We start from the raw sequence: 16,243 nt of genomic DNA on the forward strand, positions 1-16,243 counted from the left end.
ATCTGCGCCTCCCGCTGCCACGCTCGACATAAACTGCGACTGCAAAGAACAACTGATCGACTATCTCAACAACGCTTTCCCGACCCGCCAGATGGCTGTCTTTCGGGACAACAGCGGGGAGCTTCGTTCGCGTCCTGCAATCGGCGAGGACGGCAATCCACTGCTCTCGCAGGAAGCGCTGCGGATCCGGGACGGGCTGGTCGAGCGGCTCTGCGCGATGCCGCCGGTTGCGACCGCGCTCGACGAACTCATCCGGCATTTCGGCGCGGACCGCGTCGCCGAAGTCACCGGACGCACCCGCCGGATCATCACGGACGCGAACGGGCGACAGAAGATCGAGCGCCTCAGCCCGCTCGCCCGCATCGCCGAGACCGACGCCTTCCAGAACGGCGACAAGGATATCCTGGTGTTCTCAGGCGCCGGCGGAACCGGGCGATCCTATCATTCCGACCGGAACTGCAAGAGCGCCCATGGCCGGCGCGTCCACTTCCTGCTCGAACCGGGCTGGCGCGCGCCAGCCGCGATCCAGGGACTGGGCAGGACGCACCGCACCAATCAGGTCTCACCGCCGATCTTCCGCCCGGTCACCACGAACTGCAAAGGCGAACGCCGCTTCATCTCCACCATCGCCCGTCGCCTGGATGCACTCGGGGCGCTCACACGCGGCCAGCGGCAAGCCGGAAGCCAGAACCTGTTCGATCCTGCCGACAACCTCGAAAGCGACTATGCCAGGGATGCGCTCCATCAATGGTATCATCTGCTCCACGCGGGCAAGCTCACCAGCACGACGCTGGATGCGTTCGAGAAGATGACCGGCTTGAAGCTCACCGTCAGCGAGGGCGGCGAACTGCTGGAGCGCCTGCCGCCGATCCAGCGCTGGCTCAATCGTCTGCTCGCCCTTCGCATCGCCACGCAGGACGCGATTTTCGAGGAGTTCTTCGGGCTGATCCAGGCGCGCATCGACGCCGCGCGCGAAGCCGGCACGCTCGATCTGGGCGTCGAGACGATCAAGGCAAGCCGGATCGACCTGCTCTCCGACATCGTTATTCATCGCGAGCCGATTTCCGGAGCCGAGACCCGGCTTCAGAAGCTGAGCCTCCACCTCAAGCGATCGGTCACCACCTTCGAGCGCCTGATGAATGTCTGGGGTGGGACCGACGATATCGCCTTCGTTCGCAACACCCGCTCGGGTCGGGTCGCGTTGCGCGTACCGTCCTGGTCCACGATCGACGAGGAAGGGCGGCCTGTCCCGATGTGCCAGCTCATTCGACCGACCGGCCAGGATCGCGCAACTCTCGAAAATCTCGCGCGCAGCTTCTGGCACCGGATCGACGAGCCGACATTTCGTGCGCTGTGGGACGCCGAGGTCGATCAGGCGCGCGAGCAGGTCGATATCGAGACGGTCCACATCGCAACCGGCCTGCTGCTGCCGGTGTGGGACAGGCTCCCCGAGGACGACGTGCGCGTCTGGCGGATCGTCGACGAGGCGACCGGCGAATCCCGGCTTGGCCGCATCATCTCGGCCGAAATGCTCTCGGCGACGGCGGCTAGTTTCAACGTTGCCGAAGCTGTTCGGCTTACACCGGCCGACATAGTCGCCGCTGCTGTTTCAACCGAGGGCGGGCGGATCGACGCCTTGCCGGGCGCGCGACTGATCCGGGTCCGCGTCAATGATCAGCCGCGTCTGGAAATTCGCGGCTATCCGTTCGACCAGCTCGATTGGCTGAAGTCGCTGGGCTGCTTCACCGAAATTATCTCCTATCGGACGAGATTGTTCGTCCCACCTGACCAGGCCGAAACCGTCCTCGCCACGATGGACCGGGTGCCGGCATGATGCTGGCCGGGCCGGCTACACCAAGCCGGTCCGGACTCGCCCCTTGCGAGAAATCGCATATCGGATTGCCGTATGGCTGATGAAGGTATATATTGCCATACAAGCGGAGCTATACAATGACATTGAGCATCAGAAACCCCGAAGCGGACAGTCTCGCACGACGATTGGCGCAGCTAGACGAGACGTCCATCACCGATGCGGTGGTGATCGCCCTCAAAGAGGCGATCCAGAAGCGGGTCCGGAAGGAAACGCCTTCCGATACCGCCCAGCGCCTTCTTGCTGGCAAGAGGCTTTCCTTCGTGCCTGGCCGCAAACCCGTCAGCGCGGACGTTTGGCATCAGCTTGATCACGATCTGATCGACGACGATTGATGTTCATCGATGCGTGCGCGATCATTTCGATCTTCGCGAATGAGGAAACCGCTCCCGCCTACGATCGCGCCATCATGGCGGCGGAGGCGCCTTATACTTCGGCTCTGGCCGCGTGGGAGGCTATCATTGTCCTATCGCGGCCCGATCAACTGGATTGTCCCTATATCGAGGCCCATGCGTTAGTCACCGAATGGCTGGCGCTGCGCAACATCGAGTTGCGTGAGTGTCCATTGCCGGCGGACGCGCTTCTCTATGCCGTGGAGGTCGCGCAGGAACATGGCATTGGCAAGCGCAAGCTCAGCAATTTCGATTGCTTCCATTATGCTCACGCCAAGGTCGCCGGAACGCCGCTTATCGCCCTCGACAGGCTGCTGCGCGACACCGATATCGTCACCTTGCCGGACGATTAATGGGCGTGAGGCGCGGTGCCGACGCGTCATCTTCTCGGTATGCCTCGACCGCCCTCGATACCGCCCAGGCGTCGCAGTTCATCACCCGGCGGTTTGCCGTTGACCATGCAGGCGGCCACGATACGGTCATAGCTTCGATGGTCGGCCACGCAGGCGACCGTGCGGCCGAACACCAAAGACCGCAGGCGCTGCCTGGCCTGCTCGCCGCCCCGCTCGTGGAGTTCGGGAGCGTAGAAATCGGCGAGGCGGACTTCGATCCAACGATCCGGCCTTCCCATCGGGCCGACGCATAGGCCATCGCCATCCCCAATATAGCGCACCACACCGCTGAATTGTGCGCCCGGCGAGGGCAGCGGCGCGGTGCAGGGATCGGCGAATACGGCAGTCGGGGCAAGGAACGAGCCCGCGCCGATGAGGATAAGCGCCTTCGAACGCGATCGGTGGGCGGTCATACCGGTTGCGCGGACGCGGCCTTCTTGCGGAGACGACCCGCCGCGACCGGCTTGATGGCCTTGGCAGGCGCCTTGGTGACGGCCTTCGCGGGCTTGGACTCGACGGTTTGCACGGTCTCGGCCGCAACAGCCTTCGGCTTGCGACCGAGACCGCGCGCCTTGGCAAGTTCGCTCCGCTTGCGCGCATAACTCGGCGCCACCATCGGATAGTCCAAGGGCAGGTTCCATTTCGATCGGTATTGCGCCGGCGTCATTCCGAAATGCGTTCTCAGGTAGCGACGAAGCATGGTCAACTTCTTCCCATCCTCAAGGCAGACAAGATAGTCTGGTTTGACCGAAGCTTTGATGGATACGGCGGGTTTTTGCTTCGTCTCGATCGTCACAGCTCGCTGCGCAAGCCGCTTCAACGCCCGATGAACTACCCCGATCACGGTTTCGACCTCAGACACCGCCACTTCGTTGTTGGATAAATAAGCTGAAACAATGTCGACTGTCAGCGTGATGGACGGGCCGATCGCGTCAGTCATGCGCTCACTTTCATAGGAATGGCAGAACAAAAGGCAGTCTTGAATCACAGATCACGCCGCTTCGGAATCCACTACGTCAACACGGCCTAAGCTCAGAACCTTTTGCTCACGCTGAAAGCGAAGGTGCGTGGATTGAGCGTGAAGACGTTGGTGTCGGCCATTGCGAGCAGCGCTTTCTTTCATCGCCCGTCCTTCTCCATAATGATTTCGTCGGGGGTCGTGGAAACGCGCTTCGCGATCCCGTTCAGTTCCAGCGCGGTGATGAAGCTCTCCACGTCGCCAGCGGAAAACACGCCGACAATCTCCTTGTCCGGGATCTGGCCGTCCTTGAACGTCAACTTGCGGGTCGAGTAGCGGTTCACTTCCTCGATGGCCTTTGCCAAGGGATCGCGCATGAAGATCAGGCGGCCCTCGGTCCAGCCTATCTCCTTTTTCACGTCGACGGTGCTCACCGTCCATTGCCGGTTGGGGGAGACGACCAGTTGGCGTCCGGCCGTCATATCGGTTCCGTTGGCGGTCTTTTGCACCTCTTCGACGCGCACCTTGCCTTCGGCGAGGACGACCGCCATTTCGCCGCGATCCACGCTGACCTCGAACGCGGTGCCTATCGCGCGCACGCGCTTGCCCGCGGCCGTAACGGTGAAGGGACGAGAGGGATTGTGCGCAACCTTGAAAAAGGCGCGACCGCGAAACAGTTCGACGCGCCGCTCCTCGGCCAGGTCGGTGAAGCGCATAGCGGTTTGGGAGTCGAGCGTGACGATCGAGCCGTCGGGAAGCGTGATCGTGGTGCGCTGGCCCGTCGCGGTCTGGAACGCCTGCACCTGGCCATCGTGATCGCCGACCAGGTAAGGCGCGATCGCAGACGATCCAATGCCGACAGCAAGCAGGATCGACGCGGCAGTCGCGAACAGCCTTAGGCGGTTCGGGGCCACGCGCATCGGTGCGGCGCTCGCCAATTGCGCTCGGCTGTCCGACAGGGCGGGGTCGTCCTTTGCCATCCCCGTGATGAGCCACGCGCGATCGACGGTTCGATAGGCCTTGCGATGCGCGGGCGACCGATCGAGCCAGTCAAGAAAGCGATGTTCGTCCTCCAGCGTCATATCACCTGACAATCGCTCGACGTACCAGCGCACGGCCTCGGATCGAAGCCGGTCCCGATCTGCAAGGCTTTCGGGGTTCATCGGCCCGTCTCCAGTTCCTTGGCGATCCGACCCAGCGCGCGATGGATAAGCTCCTTGACGGAGTTCATCCTGATGCCCATGCGGTTAGCGATCGCTTGATAGGTCAATCCCTCGAATCGGTTGAGCTCGAAGGCCTGGCGGACCCGGGGCGGAAGGTCACATATGGCTGTGATCACGCGTTCGTATTCCTCAAGTCCGATGACGATGCGCTCGGGTGTGAGCAGGTCAATCACCTCGGCGCTTTCGGTCAGTTCGCGGCGCATCAGCGCACTTCGCGTCGCCTGGTCGCGGTATCGGTTGGCCAAAACGTTATGCGCCGTCGTAAACAGATAGCTTTCTATATTCTTGACCGGCTCGTCCGCTTGCGCGCTTTGAATCCGCAGGAAAACATCCTGCACAAGATCATCGACGTCATTCTCGGGAACGCGGCGCAGAAAATACCGGCGGAGGATCGGGCCGTAGATTTTCATCCATGCGCCGAAATCCGGTGCCGCAGGCCTCGACACCATTGTCAGCTTCGGCTCCTACCGGGCTGGTATCGACCCTGCGCGTAACACCCATTCATCATCCCTTCGTCTCGCGCCCCCTCCACGGCCATTTTTCCGATGTTCTATGGCTTAAGACACGCGAGACTGCCCTTCGGGGGGATAAAATTCGAGCCCGCCCAAAAAAAATCTCTGGGCCTTGCCGTTACGGCAAAGCCAGTTCCGAAAAAAATCCATTCAGGCGATCCCCCCGAAGGGCAGTTTCGCGTGTCTTATGGAGCGACGGTGGAGAATTTTCTTGTGACATCCAGAGGGCAAAGCCCCCGATGTTGAATGCTCCAGAGGGGAGAGGTTTATGAGTTTTCGTATAGCTGCGTTGCAGCACGTTCTTCTGGGTAGCGTCGCGGTGGTCGGGTTGGCCGCGACAGCGGTGCCTGCCTACGCAAGCGATGCCGTCGTCAATTACAATATTCCGCCGCAGCCGCTGGCCCCCGCGCTCAAGGATTTCGGCCTGCAGAACGGCATGACGATCATGGCCGATGCCGAGATCGTGCGCGGCAAGATGACACAGGGCACCAAGGGGCAGTCCGACCCTGAGACCGCCTTGCGGACGCTGCTGAAAGACACGGGCCTGACCTATCGGCGCAATGGCAATGTCTTCGTGGTGAGGAACGCGGGAAACGCACAAGCTGCCAGCACGGCAAGCGCCGCCACTGATCCGCAAACTCCTCAGTCAGGCGACATCATCGTGACCGCGCAGAAGCGCGCGGAATCGATCCAGAAGGTGCCGATTGCGGTGTCGGCCTTTTCCGCCAAATCGCTCGCTGACCAGAAGATCGAGGGCGGCTCCGAATTACTGCGCGCGATACCCAATGTCACGTTCTCGAAGACCAATTTCGCCAGCTACAATTTCTCGATCCGCGGCATCGGCACCAAGGCGCTGTCGGTGACCTCCGATCCCGCGGTGGCGATCAGTTTCAACAATTCTCCGATGCTCAGGAACCGCCTGTTCGAACAGGAATATTTCGACGTTGAGCGAGTCGAGGTGCTGCGCGGGCCGCAGGGCACACTCTATGGCCGCAATGCCACCGCCGGCGTGGTCAACATGATCCCCAACTTCGCCAGGCTGGACAAGTTCGCTGGCGACCTCAAGCTAGAAGGTGGCAACTACGGGTCGATGCGCGCGAGCGGGATGCTCAACATCCCGCTGACCGATACGCTGGCGATCCGTGGCGCGGGCGCGTGGACGAGCCGGGATGGCTATGACTACAACACGGTCACCAATCGCAGCGTCAACGGCCGCGATTTGTGGGGCACGCGCCTGACCGCGACCTGGGAGCCGTCGAGCCGGTTCAAGGTGACGGCAGCGTGGGAGCATTTCAACGAGAAGGACGATCGATCGCGCACTGGTAAGCAGCTTTGCCATACCGATCCCGGTCCGTCCTCGGTCGGCGGGATGGATATAAGCAACTTGCTGATGACGCGCGGGCAATTGAGCCAGGGATGCTCCGACGGATCGCTCTACGATAGCGGCGCCTATGGCGTTCCGAACGGCTACTCGCTGCCTTATCTGCTGACGGCGGCCCAAATCGTCCAGATGGGTTTTCTTCCCGGCGGCGGGGCTAACCAAACTGTATTGAATCTGCTGAATCCCAATAAAGACCCCTATAGCGGCGTGACGCAATCGCACGACCTACGCCAGATTGCGACCACATATGACCCGACCTTCAGGGCCAGGAATGATGTCTTCCAGTTAAATGCCGAGCTTGCAGTGACGCCGTCGATCAAGCTTTATTCCCAGACCCTATACACCAAGGATTATTATTACTCTACCCAGGATTATAACAGGTTCAATAGCGGGCCTGTGTTCAATAATTCAGCAGGGCTGATTAACCCGTTCTATCCGACCGATCCGATTGTCGGCATATCGCCCAATGGAATCTTGAACGATCCGCAGTTGGGGTCGTCAAATGCGATCGTTGGCGTCGACATGGTGAAGTCGCGCAGTGAGCAATGGTATCAGGAGATACGGCTGCAATCCTCGTTCGACGGTCCGGTCAATTTCAGCTTCGGCGCCAATTACCTGAAATTCAAGATCGATGAGGACTATTATGTCTTCAACAACGTCTTTACCGCCATTGCTCGCGAGGTATTCGGCGGTGGTAATTTTGGATTCCCGGTTCGCGATTGCGGTACTTATACGGGGGACGATCTCTGTGCCTATGTCGATCCCAATCCGCTCGGCTCGATCAACGGGCAGGGGCATAACTATTTCCGCAGCCGCAACGTCGCCAGCACGCGATCACTGGCCGCGTTCGGCGAGCTTTACTGGAAAGCGACCGACACGCTGAAGATAACGGCTGGCCTGCGCTACACCGACGATAGGAAGACGGCGACGCCGTACAAGTCGCAACTGCTGCTCACCACCGGCATGATCGGCGGCGGCTATGTCAACATGGGCTATCCGGCGTCGCCCGACGTCGTGCAGCATTGGGGCCGGGTCACGGGGCGGTTCGTGGTCGACTGGACACCGCGCCTCAGTTTCACGGACGCGACGTTATTCTACGCTTCCTATTCGCGCGGCTACAAGGGCGGCGGTGTGAACCCTCCCGGTATCGATGCGAATCCCCAATGGCTCCAGTTCTTTCCGGAACCGGCGACCTTCAAGCCCGAAAGCGTCGATGCGTTCGAGGTCGGTATGAAGAATACCTTCGCGGGCGGCAGGCTGACGCTCAACGCTGACGCCTTCTTCTATAAGTACAAGGACTATCAGGTATCGCAGATCATCGACCGCATTGCGCTCAACGAGAATTACGACGCTGACATCTGGGGTGCCGAGCTGGAGATGGTATGGCGGGCAACGCCCCGCCTAAGCTTCAACGGCAATGTCGGTTATCTCGGCACGCGCATCGCCAACGGCATGAAGTCGATCGATGTCATGAACCGCACCCAGGGCAATCCGGACTGGATGGTGGTGAAGCCATGGCTGCAACTCGCGTCCAATTGCATTGCCCCGAAAGCGGACGTGGCAACAATTCTGAACAGCCCATTCTTTTCAAATGAAAGTGCCTTGTCGGCTCTTAGCGGCTTGTGCGGTGCGTCCTATGCTTCGGACTTCAGGACCGGCTCGCTAAACTCCCTCTTCTATGGTTTCACCTATGACCCGGCGACCGACGCTCCCAATCAGGGGCGAGGCTTCTACGCGGATCTTGGCGGCAAGGAGCTTCCCAATTCGCCGCATTGGACGATGAATCTCGGCGCGCAATATACGCTTCCGATCGGCGATTGGGGTATGACGCTGCGCGGAGATTACTATCGCCAGGGGGCGAGTTGGGCCCGCGTTTATAACGATCCGATCGACCGGCTGAAAGCGTGGGACAACGCCAATTTGTCGCTCACGCTGGAGCGGCCTGCGGATGGGTTGGCGTTCCAGTTCTATGTCAAGAACGTGTTCAACAAGACGCCGATCACCGACGCGTTTCTCAACAGTGACGACAGCGGCCTCACCGCCAACGTCTTTACGCTCGATCCGCGAATCTTTGCTTTCAGCATGTCTAAGAAATTTTGATAGTAAAAATAGAAGAAATGAGATTTAATTTACATTAAAAAGTTGACTCTTAATATTTGTGTATAATAATCTTGAGAAGAGAATTTTATTCTCAACAAGTAATCGTCCATAATATTGTGGATGATGTGGATCATGCTTGTGATTGTGCATGATCGTCTTGAAGAAGCGGCAACTGTGTCGCTATATGCAGGAGAGTGATATGAAACTATATTCGATGATCTCGGGGCTGGCTCTGGTCGCCGCCACTATCGCGGCGCCGGCATATGCCTCGTCCGTCTCGCCAACGGGCACCGCGTTTTCCGCGACGGGATCTGCCACGCTCATGAAAACCGGTTATCCGACGCAATTTTGCACACTCACGATTACTGGCAACACCGGCGACGGCGTCAACGGCACCCTCGGGGGTGGCAGCAATACCGGCAGCGGCCTGTGCACGTCGATTAGCGTCGCGCCATCCACTTTCAAGATTACCGGAACGGTCGATGCGACCCATGTGAAGGGTGAGGTCGCTGATCTGAAGGTCATTCTCACCGTGGCTGGCGTTCCCGTTACGATGTGCGACCAGACCAATGCTGCTTTCACGGTCGATACCAGCGGCAATATCGTGTTCAACGGCCCGCTCGCGCCGAATTGCAGCGTGACCACGACGCTCGTCACCAGCCCGACGATCGTCGCGGTTCCCTGACGGCCATTCAGCCGCCGTCTGGCGGCTTCGCGAATGTCCCGATCGGCGTCAACCGATCGGAACATTCGCTCTCCACCGGATACTACTGGCCGCACCGCTACCACGGTGCGGCCCTTTCCGGACCAGCGGCGGCAAGCCGCTGCTGGCGCGCTTTCGATAAGAGGCTCAGGTGGGCGTCGCAATGTGATTGCGCTGAGACGAGTTTCCACCCCGCTGTTGCTGGGCCTGGCTGTCCAGGCGGTTCCCGCGCTTGCCGATACGGACAAGGGGAACGTCGCGGCAGGAACGACTGCGCGACAGGCAGCTTCCCCCGCCGACACCAGAGATATCGTCGTCACCGCGACGCGGCGGGGCGAGGCGAGCGTTCCGGCGGAATCGGAATTCGACGAAAACGAGATCGCCAGCCACGGCGCCGACAGCATCCAGGAGCTGCTGATTCAGCTTCAGCCGATGATCGACCCCAATGGCGATGAGCCGGTAATCCTGGTCAACGGCAAGCCGGTAGGGTTCGACCGCTCGATCCTGGCTTACCCGCCCGAGGCGTTGACCCGGCTCGCGGTGTTGAAGCCCGAGGCGGCGGCGCAATATGGCGCGCCGTCGGGCAAGCACGTCGTCAACCTCGTGCTCAAGCAGAAATTCGCCAGCCTGGACCTCGATGCAGGTGCATCCGCCGCGACCGCCGGGGGTCAATATGGCGGCAGCGTCTCGATCTCGCGCATGGCGATCAGCGGCGACACGCGCTGGAACGCGCAGGCGCAAGTCTCCCGTGACAGCAGCTTGCTGATGAGCGCGCGGCAAGTTCCGCCGCCCGCCGGAGTGTTCGATGGCGCTGGCTTCGTCACCGGGCTCGGCGGCGGCGAGATCGACCCCGCGCTCAGTCGGGCGGCGGGCTCGACCGTCACGGTCGCGGCGATCCCCCCGACTGGCGATGAACCCCCTTCGATCGCCGATTTTGCGGCGACGGCGAACCGGCGCCATCCGCTCGTCCCTAATCGCTTCGAGACGCTGCTGCCGTCGCGGCGCGCCATGTCGTTCGCGATCGGCGTGACGCGGCCGCTCGGCGCGTTCTCGGTGTCGCTCAGCCTCAACGTCAACCGCAATGACAGCCACGGCCTGAACGGATTGCCGATGGCCTCCTTGCTGCTTCCGGCGGGAAGCCCGTGGTCGCCATTCGGCCAGGATGTCATGCTCTACCGCCCGTTCGCCGGCACGCGCGCGCTGCGTCAGGACAGTAGCACACAGATGCTTGGCGGATCGCTGACCGTGAACGGCATCGTCGACGGCTGGCAGACCAGCTTCGCGGTCAATGTTGCGCATAATGAGTCGAGGAGCGTGTTCGAAACCGGGATCGACACGGCCCGGCTTCAGGACATGATCGACGCGGGCGATACGGTGCTCGATCCCTATGGGCCGCTCGACCAACGCTACCTGCTCGCCACCCGCAATCGGTATCGCTCCGACACCCTTGGCGCGCGCATCGGCCTCCAGAAGGGCATCGTCAGGCTGCCGGCCGGCAGCATTGCGCTCAGCGTCTCCGCCGACGCCAGCCGGATCCATTCGGTGACGACGCAGAGCGGTGGCCTGGACGGTTCCACGACTTCGGACCGTTCGACACTCTCGCAACTCAACGGCCAGGTCGCGCTTTCGCTACCGGTATCCGCGCGTGGTTCCGGATTCGCCGCGTTGGGCGATCTCTCGATCGATCTCACCGCCGCCGAGCTGGCCATGACCGGCAGCGGCGTGCAGGGTCGTCGAAGCGGCGCGATCACCTGGACCCCGATCCCGCCGATCCAGCTTCGCGCGAGCATCGACCGGGCGGACGCCGCTCCATCCTTCTACGAGCTTGATGGCCCGACCATCACCACCATCAGGCGGATGTATGATTATGTCGGGCAGGAGATGGCCGCGCCGGCATGGATCACCGGCGGCAATCCCGCTCTCCGACGCGGGACCCGGCAGACGTTCATGCTGACCACTATGATCCGGCCCTTGGGGAATGAGAAGCTCACGGTCAATGTCGGTTATCGCCGCGCGGTCGGTACAGGAATCCCCTCGGGCTTTCCGGAATTGACGCCCGCGATCGAGGCGGCGTTCCCCGAGCGTGTCACCCGAGACGGCGAGGGCCATCTGGTCTCTGTCGATGCGCGCCCGATCAATATCGCGCGCGATACCGAAAACGGGCTCAATTCGAACATGGCGTTGCGCTTGCGCCGCGCCGGGCAGGGCGCGGCAGCAGGCGACCCTATCCAGTTCACTCTGTCGATCACGCACAACTGGCGACTGCGCAGCGATATGCTGATCCGCGAAGGACTTCCGGTGATCGAGCGACTGGGCGGCGGCGGGGCGTCCCGGCACATGGTCGGGATGCAGCTCGGGTTCGGCAAGCGGGCGTTCGGCGCCAATCTCGGCGCGAGCTGGAACAGCACGGCGCATGTCACCGGCGCCGGTCCCGACAGCACGTTCCGGCTCAGCTCGCCGGTGATGTTCAATCTCTCCGCCTTCGTCGCCCTGGACCGGCTGCTCGAACGCTGGAAAGACAAGGCTGCGGTGAAGGGCGTGAAAATCTCACTCGATATCCAGAACCTGCTTAACGGATACCGCCATGTGACGCTCGCCGACGGCAGCGTGCCGGCGGATTATGCGCACGACGAGGTCGACCCGCTGGGGCGCACCGTGCGCCTGCAAGTTCGCAAGCGTTTCTAGACGACGATGACCCGGTCCTTCTCCCGTTATCCTGATCTCTTCTACACCGGAGGCATAGCCGACCATGAAATCGACCGTCGCACCGAGAATGATTCTGGCTTTCGCCGTCGTTGTGGCCACCGGCGGAGGGCTGGCCGAGGCTTCGCGGGGGAACGACGTCATCAACGGCGTCTGGGCGACCGGAAGCCAGCGCGGCCGCGTCGAGGTTTACCGCTGCGGTTCGTCGCTGTGCGGCAAGGTGATCGATGCCGCATCCCTGCGGGCCAACCCCGACCGGCGCGACGTGAACAATCCCGAGGCCAGTCTGCGCGACCGGCGCCTGAAGGGACTGGTCGTGCTGCAAGGCTTCGAAGGTGGTCCGCGCGAATGGAAAGGCGGCCCGGTCTATGACCCCGAGACGGGCGAAGGTGCGGTCAGGGGGTTTCTGACGCTTCGGGACGACGGCAAGCTTGAGGTGAAAGGATGCAAGGCAGCCATTTTCTGCCGAACGAAGGTCTGGACGCGGGCGCGCTGATCTCGTGGTGGCGTTTCGCGCTGAAATCGGAAAGAAGGGTGAGCGGCCCGGAAGCCGGATTACCGCCTTCGACGCCACGAGCGCACGATAGCGGGTCGATCTTTGCCGGCGCATCGAAACTCTCGCAAACTCAGCCGTAGCGAGGAAGCAGATTAAGGGCGTGAACTCCCTTCAATATCGCAGCGTATCGCGTGACGTGTTACAAATGAAAACATGGCGGGTGGACTATTTTGCCTGGCGCAATCAGGAGCGGTAATGACCGATGTGACCTTTACCTTTCGCGTCGAGCGCGTCTTGAAGGAGGCGTTCGCCGAGATGGCTGCTGAGAGGATTTGTCCGCTACGCAGCTGCTTAGCCGGATGATGCGCGAGGTGGTCGATAAATCTTTCTAAAATAACGTTATCCGCAGAAGCTCTTGAAAGCATTGTATTTCTTTTGTAATTACTGACGTAAATTTACATGTTTTGACCGCCTATTGTGCCACGTGTGTGCCACGATACTTAAGTTGGTCGCGTCGTTGATTGGCGAAAGGAGGTGCAAGCAATAGCAACCAATCAGAAGCGCAACCGGGCTTGGCGCCGTCGCACACGTCAGTCGCATCTCGGATCGGCGGCTGATCACCGGAATGGAGGGGAGGGGGAAGGGAATAGGGGCCGGGTGGCGCGGTGAGCATCGCGACCGGCGCACGTCAATCCACATTCTCGGAGACATTCCCATGGCAAGCCTTGCCCTTTCCGCCGCGCGCCCGGCGCCCGGTACCTATCACGTCGATCTCTCGCGCGGCTCATCCAATGACCGCGTCTCCTCCGAATGGTTCTCGCGACCCGACGACGAGCGCTTCCTGTCGCTCGGCGACCTTCATGCCAGCGTTCACGCCCGCGCGCAGCGCGCCCATACCCAGATCGTCGAAAGCCGGGAAATCCGTGTCGAGGCGCGCCGCGACGCCCCCGAACGGCTCGCGCTGCTCCTCCCGGAAAGCGACATGCCGATCGCACCTACCAACTGGTCGTTCGGCCAGATGTGCAGCATGGTCGGTGCGCCCGCCTCCTATCTGCGCGATCTTCCCGCCGCGCTCGCCGGGATCAACCTGCAGCACGGCCTGCTCAACCACCGCGCCGAGCACGTGAAGCTGCTCCAGACCGACAATGGCCGCACCGAGCTGCGTGCCGTCACCGGCCCCGATTATGGCCGGATCTGGGACCACCAGCTTGTCGAGGCGGTGATGCGATTCGCGGGCAACGGCACCGGCGACACGCGCTGGAAGGTCCCTGGCGTGCTCGATTGGCGGACGATGCAATATAACCCATATGTCGATGTCTCGAAGGAGACGACGACGCTCTACGCCTCGGATCGCGACATCTTCCTTTTCCTTGTCGACGACACCCATCCGATCGAGGCCGGGCGCCTGCCCAACGGCGATCCCGATCTCTTCTTCCGAGGCTTTTATTGCTGGAACAGCGAGGTCGGCGCGAAAACGCTCGGCATCGCGACCTTCTATCTGCGCGCGGTGTGCGCCAACCGCATTCTCTGGGGCGTCGAGAGTTTCGAGGAGATCAAGATCCGGCACAGCAAGTTTGCCGCCGGACGCTTCGCCCAGCAGGCCGAACCGGCGCTGGAACATTTCGCCGACGCCTCGCCCCGCAGCTTCGTGGACGGAATCCGCACCGCGCGCGAACGCATCGTCGCCCGCAAGGACCAGGATCGTGAGGATTTCCTGCGCAAGCGCGGCTTCTCCAAGTCCGAGACCACGAAAGTGATCGAGACGGTCCTGGCCGAGGAGGGGCGGCCGCCCGAGAGCGTGTTCGACTTCGTGAACGGCATCACCGCGCTCGCCCGCTCGAAGACCCAGCAGGACAGCCGGCTCGACCTCGAAGCCAAGGCGCGCGCCCTGCTCGAACGGATCAACTGACCTCGCGCCGGCCTCGCCCGCCCGAATTGCGCCCATATGCGTGATTGTTCGGGCGGGCGCGACGGTCATCAAGGACTATGACCATGTTCACGTCCCGCACCCAGCGGTGGCGCGATCGGCGCTGCCGCTGGATTCCTCAGGCAACGGAGATCGACCCGAAGCGCCTTGCCGTCGACGTCATCAGCACGACCGAGCAGGCCGCGCCCTTCGTGCTCGCCCATCACTATAGCGGATCGATGCCGGTCGCCCGGCTTTCCATCGGTCTGTTCGCAAACGGACGCGGCCGCCGCTCCGAGCTGGTCGGCGTCTGCGTCTTCTCGCATCCCGTCAACGACGCCAGCGTCCCCAAGACGGCGGGCCTGTCCAATCCGCGGTCGGCTTGCGATCTCGGCCGGCTCGTGATCGATCAATCGCAGGGTGGCAATGCCGAAACCTTCCTGGTGTCACGCGCCTTCCGGCTGCTCAGGCGCGAGAAACCCGAAATCCTCTCGGTCATCTCCTACGCCGATCCGGTTTGTCGCGTCGATGCCCTCGGCAATGTCATCCTGCCCGGCCATGTCGGCGGGATCTATGCCGTGATGGCGGCCCGCTATACCGGGCGCTCCAGCCCGCGCACCGATCTCATCATGCCGGACGGCCGCCCGATTTCGTCACGCGCCATATCGAAGATCCGTAACGCCGAGTGCGGCCAGCGCTATGCGATGGAGACGCTGCTCCGGGCGGGGGCACGTCCGCCCGGCCCACGCGAATCCCGTGCCGGATGGCTCGCGGACCTTGAGCGCGACGGCTTTCTGCGCCGCCAGCGCCATCCTGGCTGCCACGCCTATCTCTTCCCACTGACGAAGGCGGCCCGGCTCGCGGCGCGCAACGTTCCGAGCCTGCCCTATCCGGTGCTCAATCGAGGAACGACGTGCGGCGATGTCACGGCATTGCCACTGGTCGCTCTCGCCGCCTGACGTTCAGGCTCGGAGGGAAGGGGGAAGGGGGTGGTGAGGATAGCCGACGGTCTGTCGGATCGTCGTCGCCTCGATTCAACCTCGCGACCGGCACGCCGCCGCGCCGCGCATTTCCGGAAGGCATCCAAAATGCACACTGCCCAGAATATTTATGCGACCGCTCCCCTGGGAAGCCTCATTCGCTACGGCAACGGCCAACCCCGGCCGCCCGAACGTTTCAAGCGCAAGCTGCGCGCCTGGGAGAATGAGAACGGGACCGGCCGCCTGGTCGAGCGGCAGCCGGCCAAGGGCACGTCGCCCGCATATTTCACGCTCCGCCTCGGGGATTTCGAGAGCGAGGGCGTCATCGTCATGGTGGTCCGGCGTCTCTTCAGCGCCGAAAGCCCCAATCCGTTCGACATCGTCGAGACGCCGAAGCCGGGGATGGTCCGCGTGCTCACCGGCCATGGGGCGCGGGAGCAACTGCGCTTCCTCGCCCGCGATATGGCACATGCTGAACGCTGGATGGAGGACAACCATTATTCGGACATGCGCGCCGAGACCGTGCCCGATCCCGATCCGGTTCTCGGCCCGGATGCGCTGAAACAGGCCGCGTAATCCGAGAGTCCCGGCATCGGCGATTGCGCTCCGGTGTCGGGACACGGCGCT

General features: G+C 62.1%; 14 protein-coding genes. 10 read left to right on the forward strand and 4 right to left on the reverse strand.

Annotated features, from left to right (window positions below; genetic code table 11):
* Positions 1–91: 91 nt before the first annotated feature.
* The 3 genes from Q0316_RS12850 (at position 92) to Q0316_RS12860 (ending at position 2,615) form a co-directional block, all read left to right on the forward strand.
* Positions 92–1,834: a strawberry notch C-terminal domain-containing protein gene (locus tag Q0316_RS12850; RefSeq protein ID WP_367179695.1), complete on the forward strand. Its 1,743-nt coding sequence runs from the start codon at positions 92–94 to the stop codon at positions 1,832–1,834.
* Positions 1,835–1,950: 116 nt separating this feature from the next.
* Positions 1,951–2,205: a type II toxin-antitoxin system VapB family antitoxin gene (locus Q0316_RS12855; RefSeq protein WP_298673098.1), complete on the forward strand. Its 255-nt coding sequence runs from the start codon at positions 1,951–1,953 to the stop codon at positions 2,203–2,205.
* On the forward strand, positions 2,205–2,615 hold the full coding sequence (locus Q0316_RS12860) for a type II toxin-antitoxin system VapC family toxin (protein WP_298673099.1): 411 nt from the start codon (positions 2,205–2,207) through the stop codon (positions 2,613–2,615). Before Q0316_RS12855 ends, Q0316_RS12860 begins: the two co-directional genes overlap by 1 nt.
* Positions 2,616–2,641: 26 nt before the next feature.
* On the opposite strand, the gene Q0316_RS12865 is transcribed toward Q0316_RS12860, so the two are convergent.
* From Q0316_RS12865 to Q0316_RS12880, 4 genes are all read right to left on the reverse strand, one after another.
* The gene (locus tag Q0316_RS12865) at positions 2,642–3,067 is read right to left on the reverse strand and encodes a nuclease (protein WP_298673100.1); all 426 of its coding nucleotides are present in this window, start codon (positions 3,065–3,067) and stop codon (positions 2,642–2,644) included.
* Positions 3,064–3,594 (reverse strand): MucR family transcriptional regulator, encoded by a 531-nt coding sequence (locus Q0316_RS12870; protein ID WP_298673101.1) that lies wholly within the window; start codon positions 3,592–3,594, stop codon positions 3,064–3,066. Before Q0316_RS12870 ends, Q0316_RS12865 begins: the two co-directional genes overlap by 4 nt.
* Before the next feature lie 179 nt (positions 3,595–3,773).
* Positions 3,774–4,775: a FecR domain-containing protein gene (locus Q0316_RS12875; protein ID WP_298673103.1), complete on the reverse strand. Its 1,002-nt coding sequence runs from the start codon at positions 4,773–4,775 to the stop codon at positions 3,774–3,776.
* Positions 4,772–5,245 (reverse strand): RNA polymerase sigma factor, encoded by a 474-nt coding sequence (locus tag Q0316_RS12880; protein ID WP_298673106.1) that lies wholly within the window; start codon positions 5,243–5,245, stop codon positions 4,772–4,774. Before Q0316_RS12880 ends, Q0316_RS12875 begins: the two co-directional genes overlap by 4 nt.
* A 370-nt stretch (positions 5,246–5,615) precedes the next feature.
* On the opposite strand from Q0316_RS12880, the gene Q0316_RS12885 reads away from it, so the two are divergent.
* The 7 genes from Q0316_RS12885 (at position 5,616) to Q0316_RS12915 (ending at position 16,192) form a co-directional block, all read left to right on the forward strand.
* Positions 5,616–8,828, forward strand: a complete 3,213-nt coding sequence (locus tag Q0316_RS12885) for a TonB-dependent receptor (RefSeq protein ID WP_298673108.1) — start codon at positions 5,616–5,618, stop codon at positions 8,826–8,828.
* A gap of 148 nt (positions 8,829–8,976) precedes the next feature.
* Positions 8,977–9,513: a hypothetical protein gene (locus Q0316_RS12890; protein ID WP_298673109.1), complete on the forward strand. Its 537-nt coding sequence runs from the start codon at positions 8,977–8,979 to the stop codon at positions 9,511–9,513.
* A gap of 216 nt (positions 9,514–9,729) precedes the next feature.
* Complete coding sequence (locus Q0316_RS12895; protein ID WP_298673112.1) at positions 9,730–12,216, forward strand: TonB-dependent receptor; 2,487 nt, start codon at positions 9,730–9,732, stop codon at positions 12,214–12,216.
* Positions 12,217–12,280: 64 nt separating this feature from the next.
* A complete protein-coding gene (locus Q0316_RS12900) occupies positions 12,281–12,730 on the forward strand; it encodes a DUF2147 domain-containing protein (protein WP_298673114.1) in 450 nt (149 codons plus the stop codon).
* Between the two features lie 715 nt (positions 12,731–13,445).
* Positions 13,446–14,639: a DUF932 domain-containing protein gene (locus Q0316_RS12905; protein ID WP_298673116.1), complete on the forward strand. Its 1,194-nt coding sequence runs from the start codon at positions 13,446–13,448 to the stop codon at positions 14,637–14,639.
* Between the two features lie 44 nt (positions 14,640–14,683).
* Positions 14,684–15,595: a hypothetical protein gene (locus tag Q0316_RS12910; RefSeq protein WP_298673118.1), complete on the forward strand. Its 912-nt coding sequence runs from the start codon at positions 14,684–14,686 to the stop codon at positions 15,593–15,595.
* A 129-nt stretch (positions 15,596–15,724) separates the two neighbouring features.
* Positions 15,725–16,192 (forward strand): hypothetical protein, encoded by a 468-nt coding sequence (locus Q0316_RS12915; protein ID WP_298673120.1) that lies wholly within the window; start codon positions 15,725–15,727, stop codon positions 16,190–16,192.
* Positions 16,193–16,243 lie beyond the last annotated feature (51 nt).

The sequence above is a fragment of the uncultured Sphingomonas sp. genome (genome assembly GCF_937871615.1).
Lineage (GTDB): Bacteria > Pseudomonadota > Alphaproteobacteria > Sphingomonadales > Sphingomonadaceae > Sphingomonas.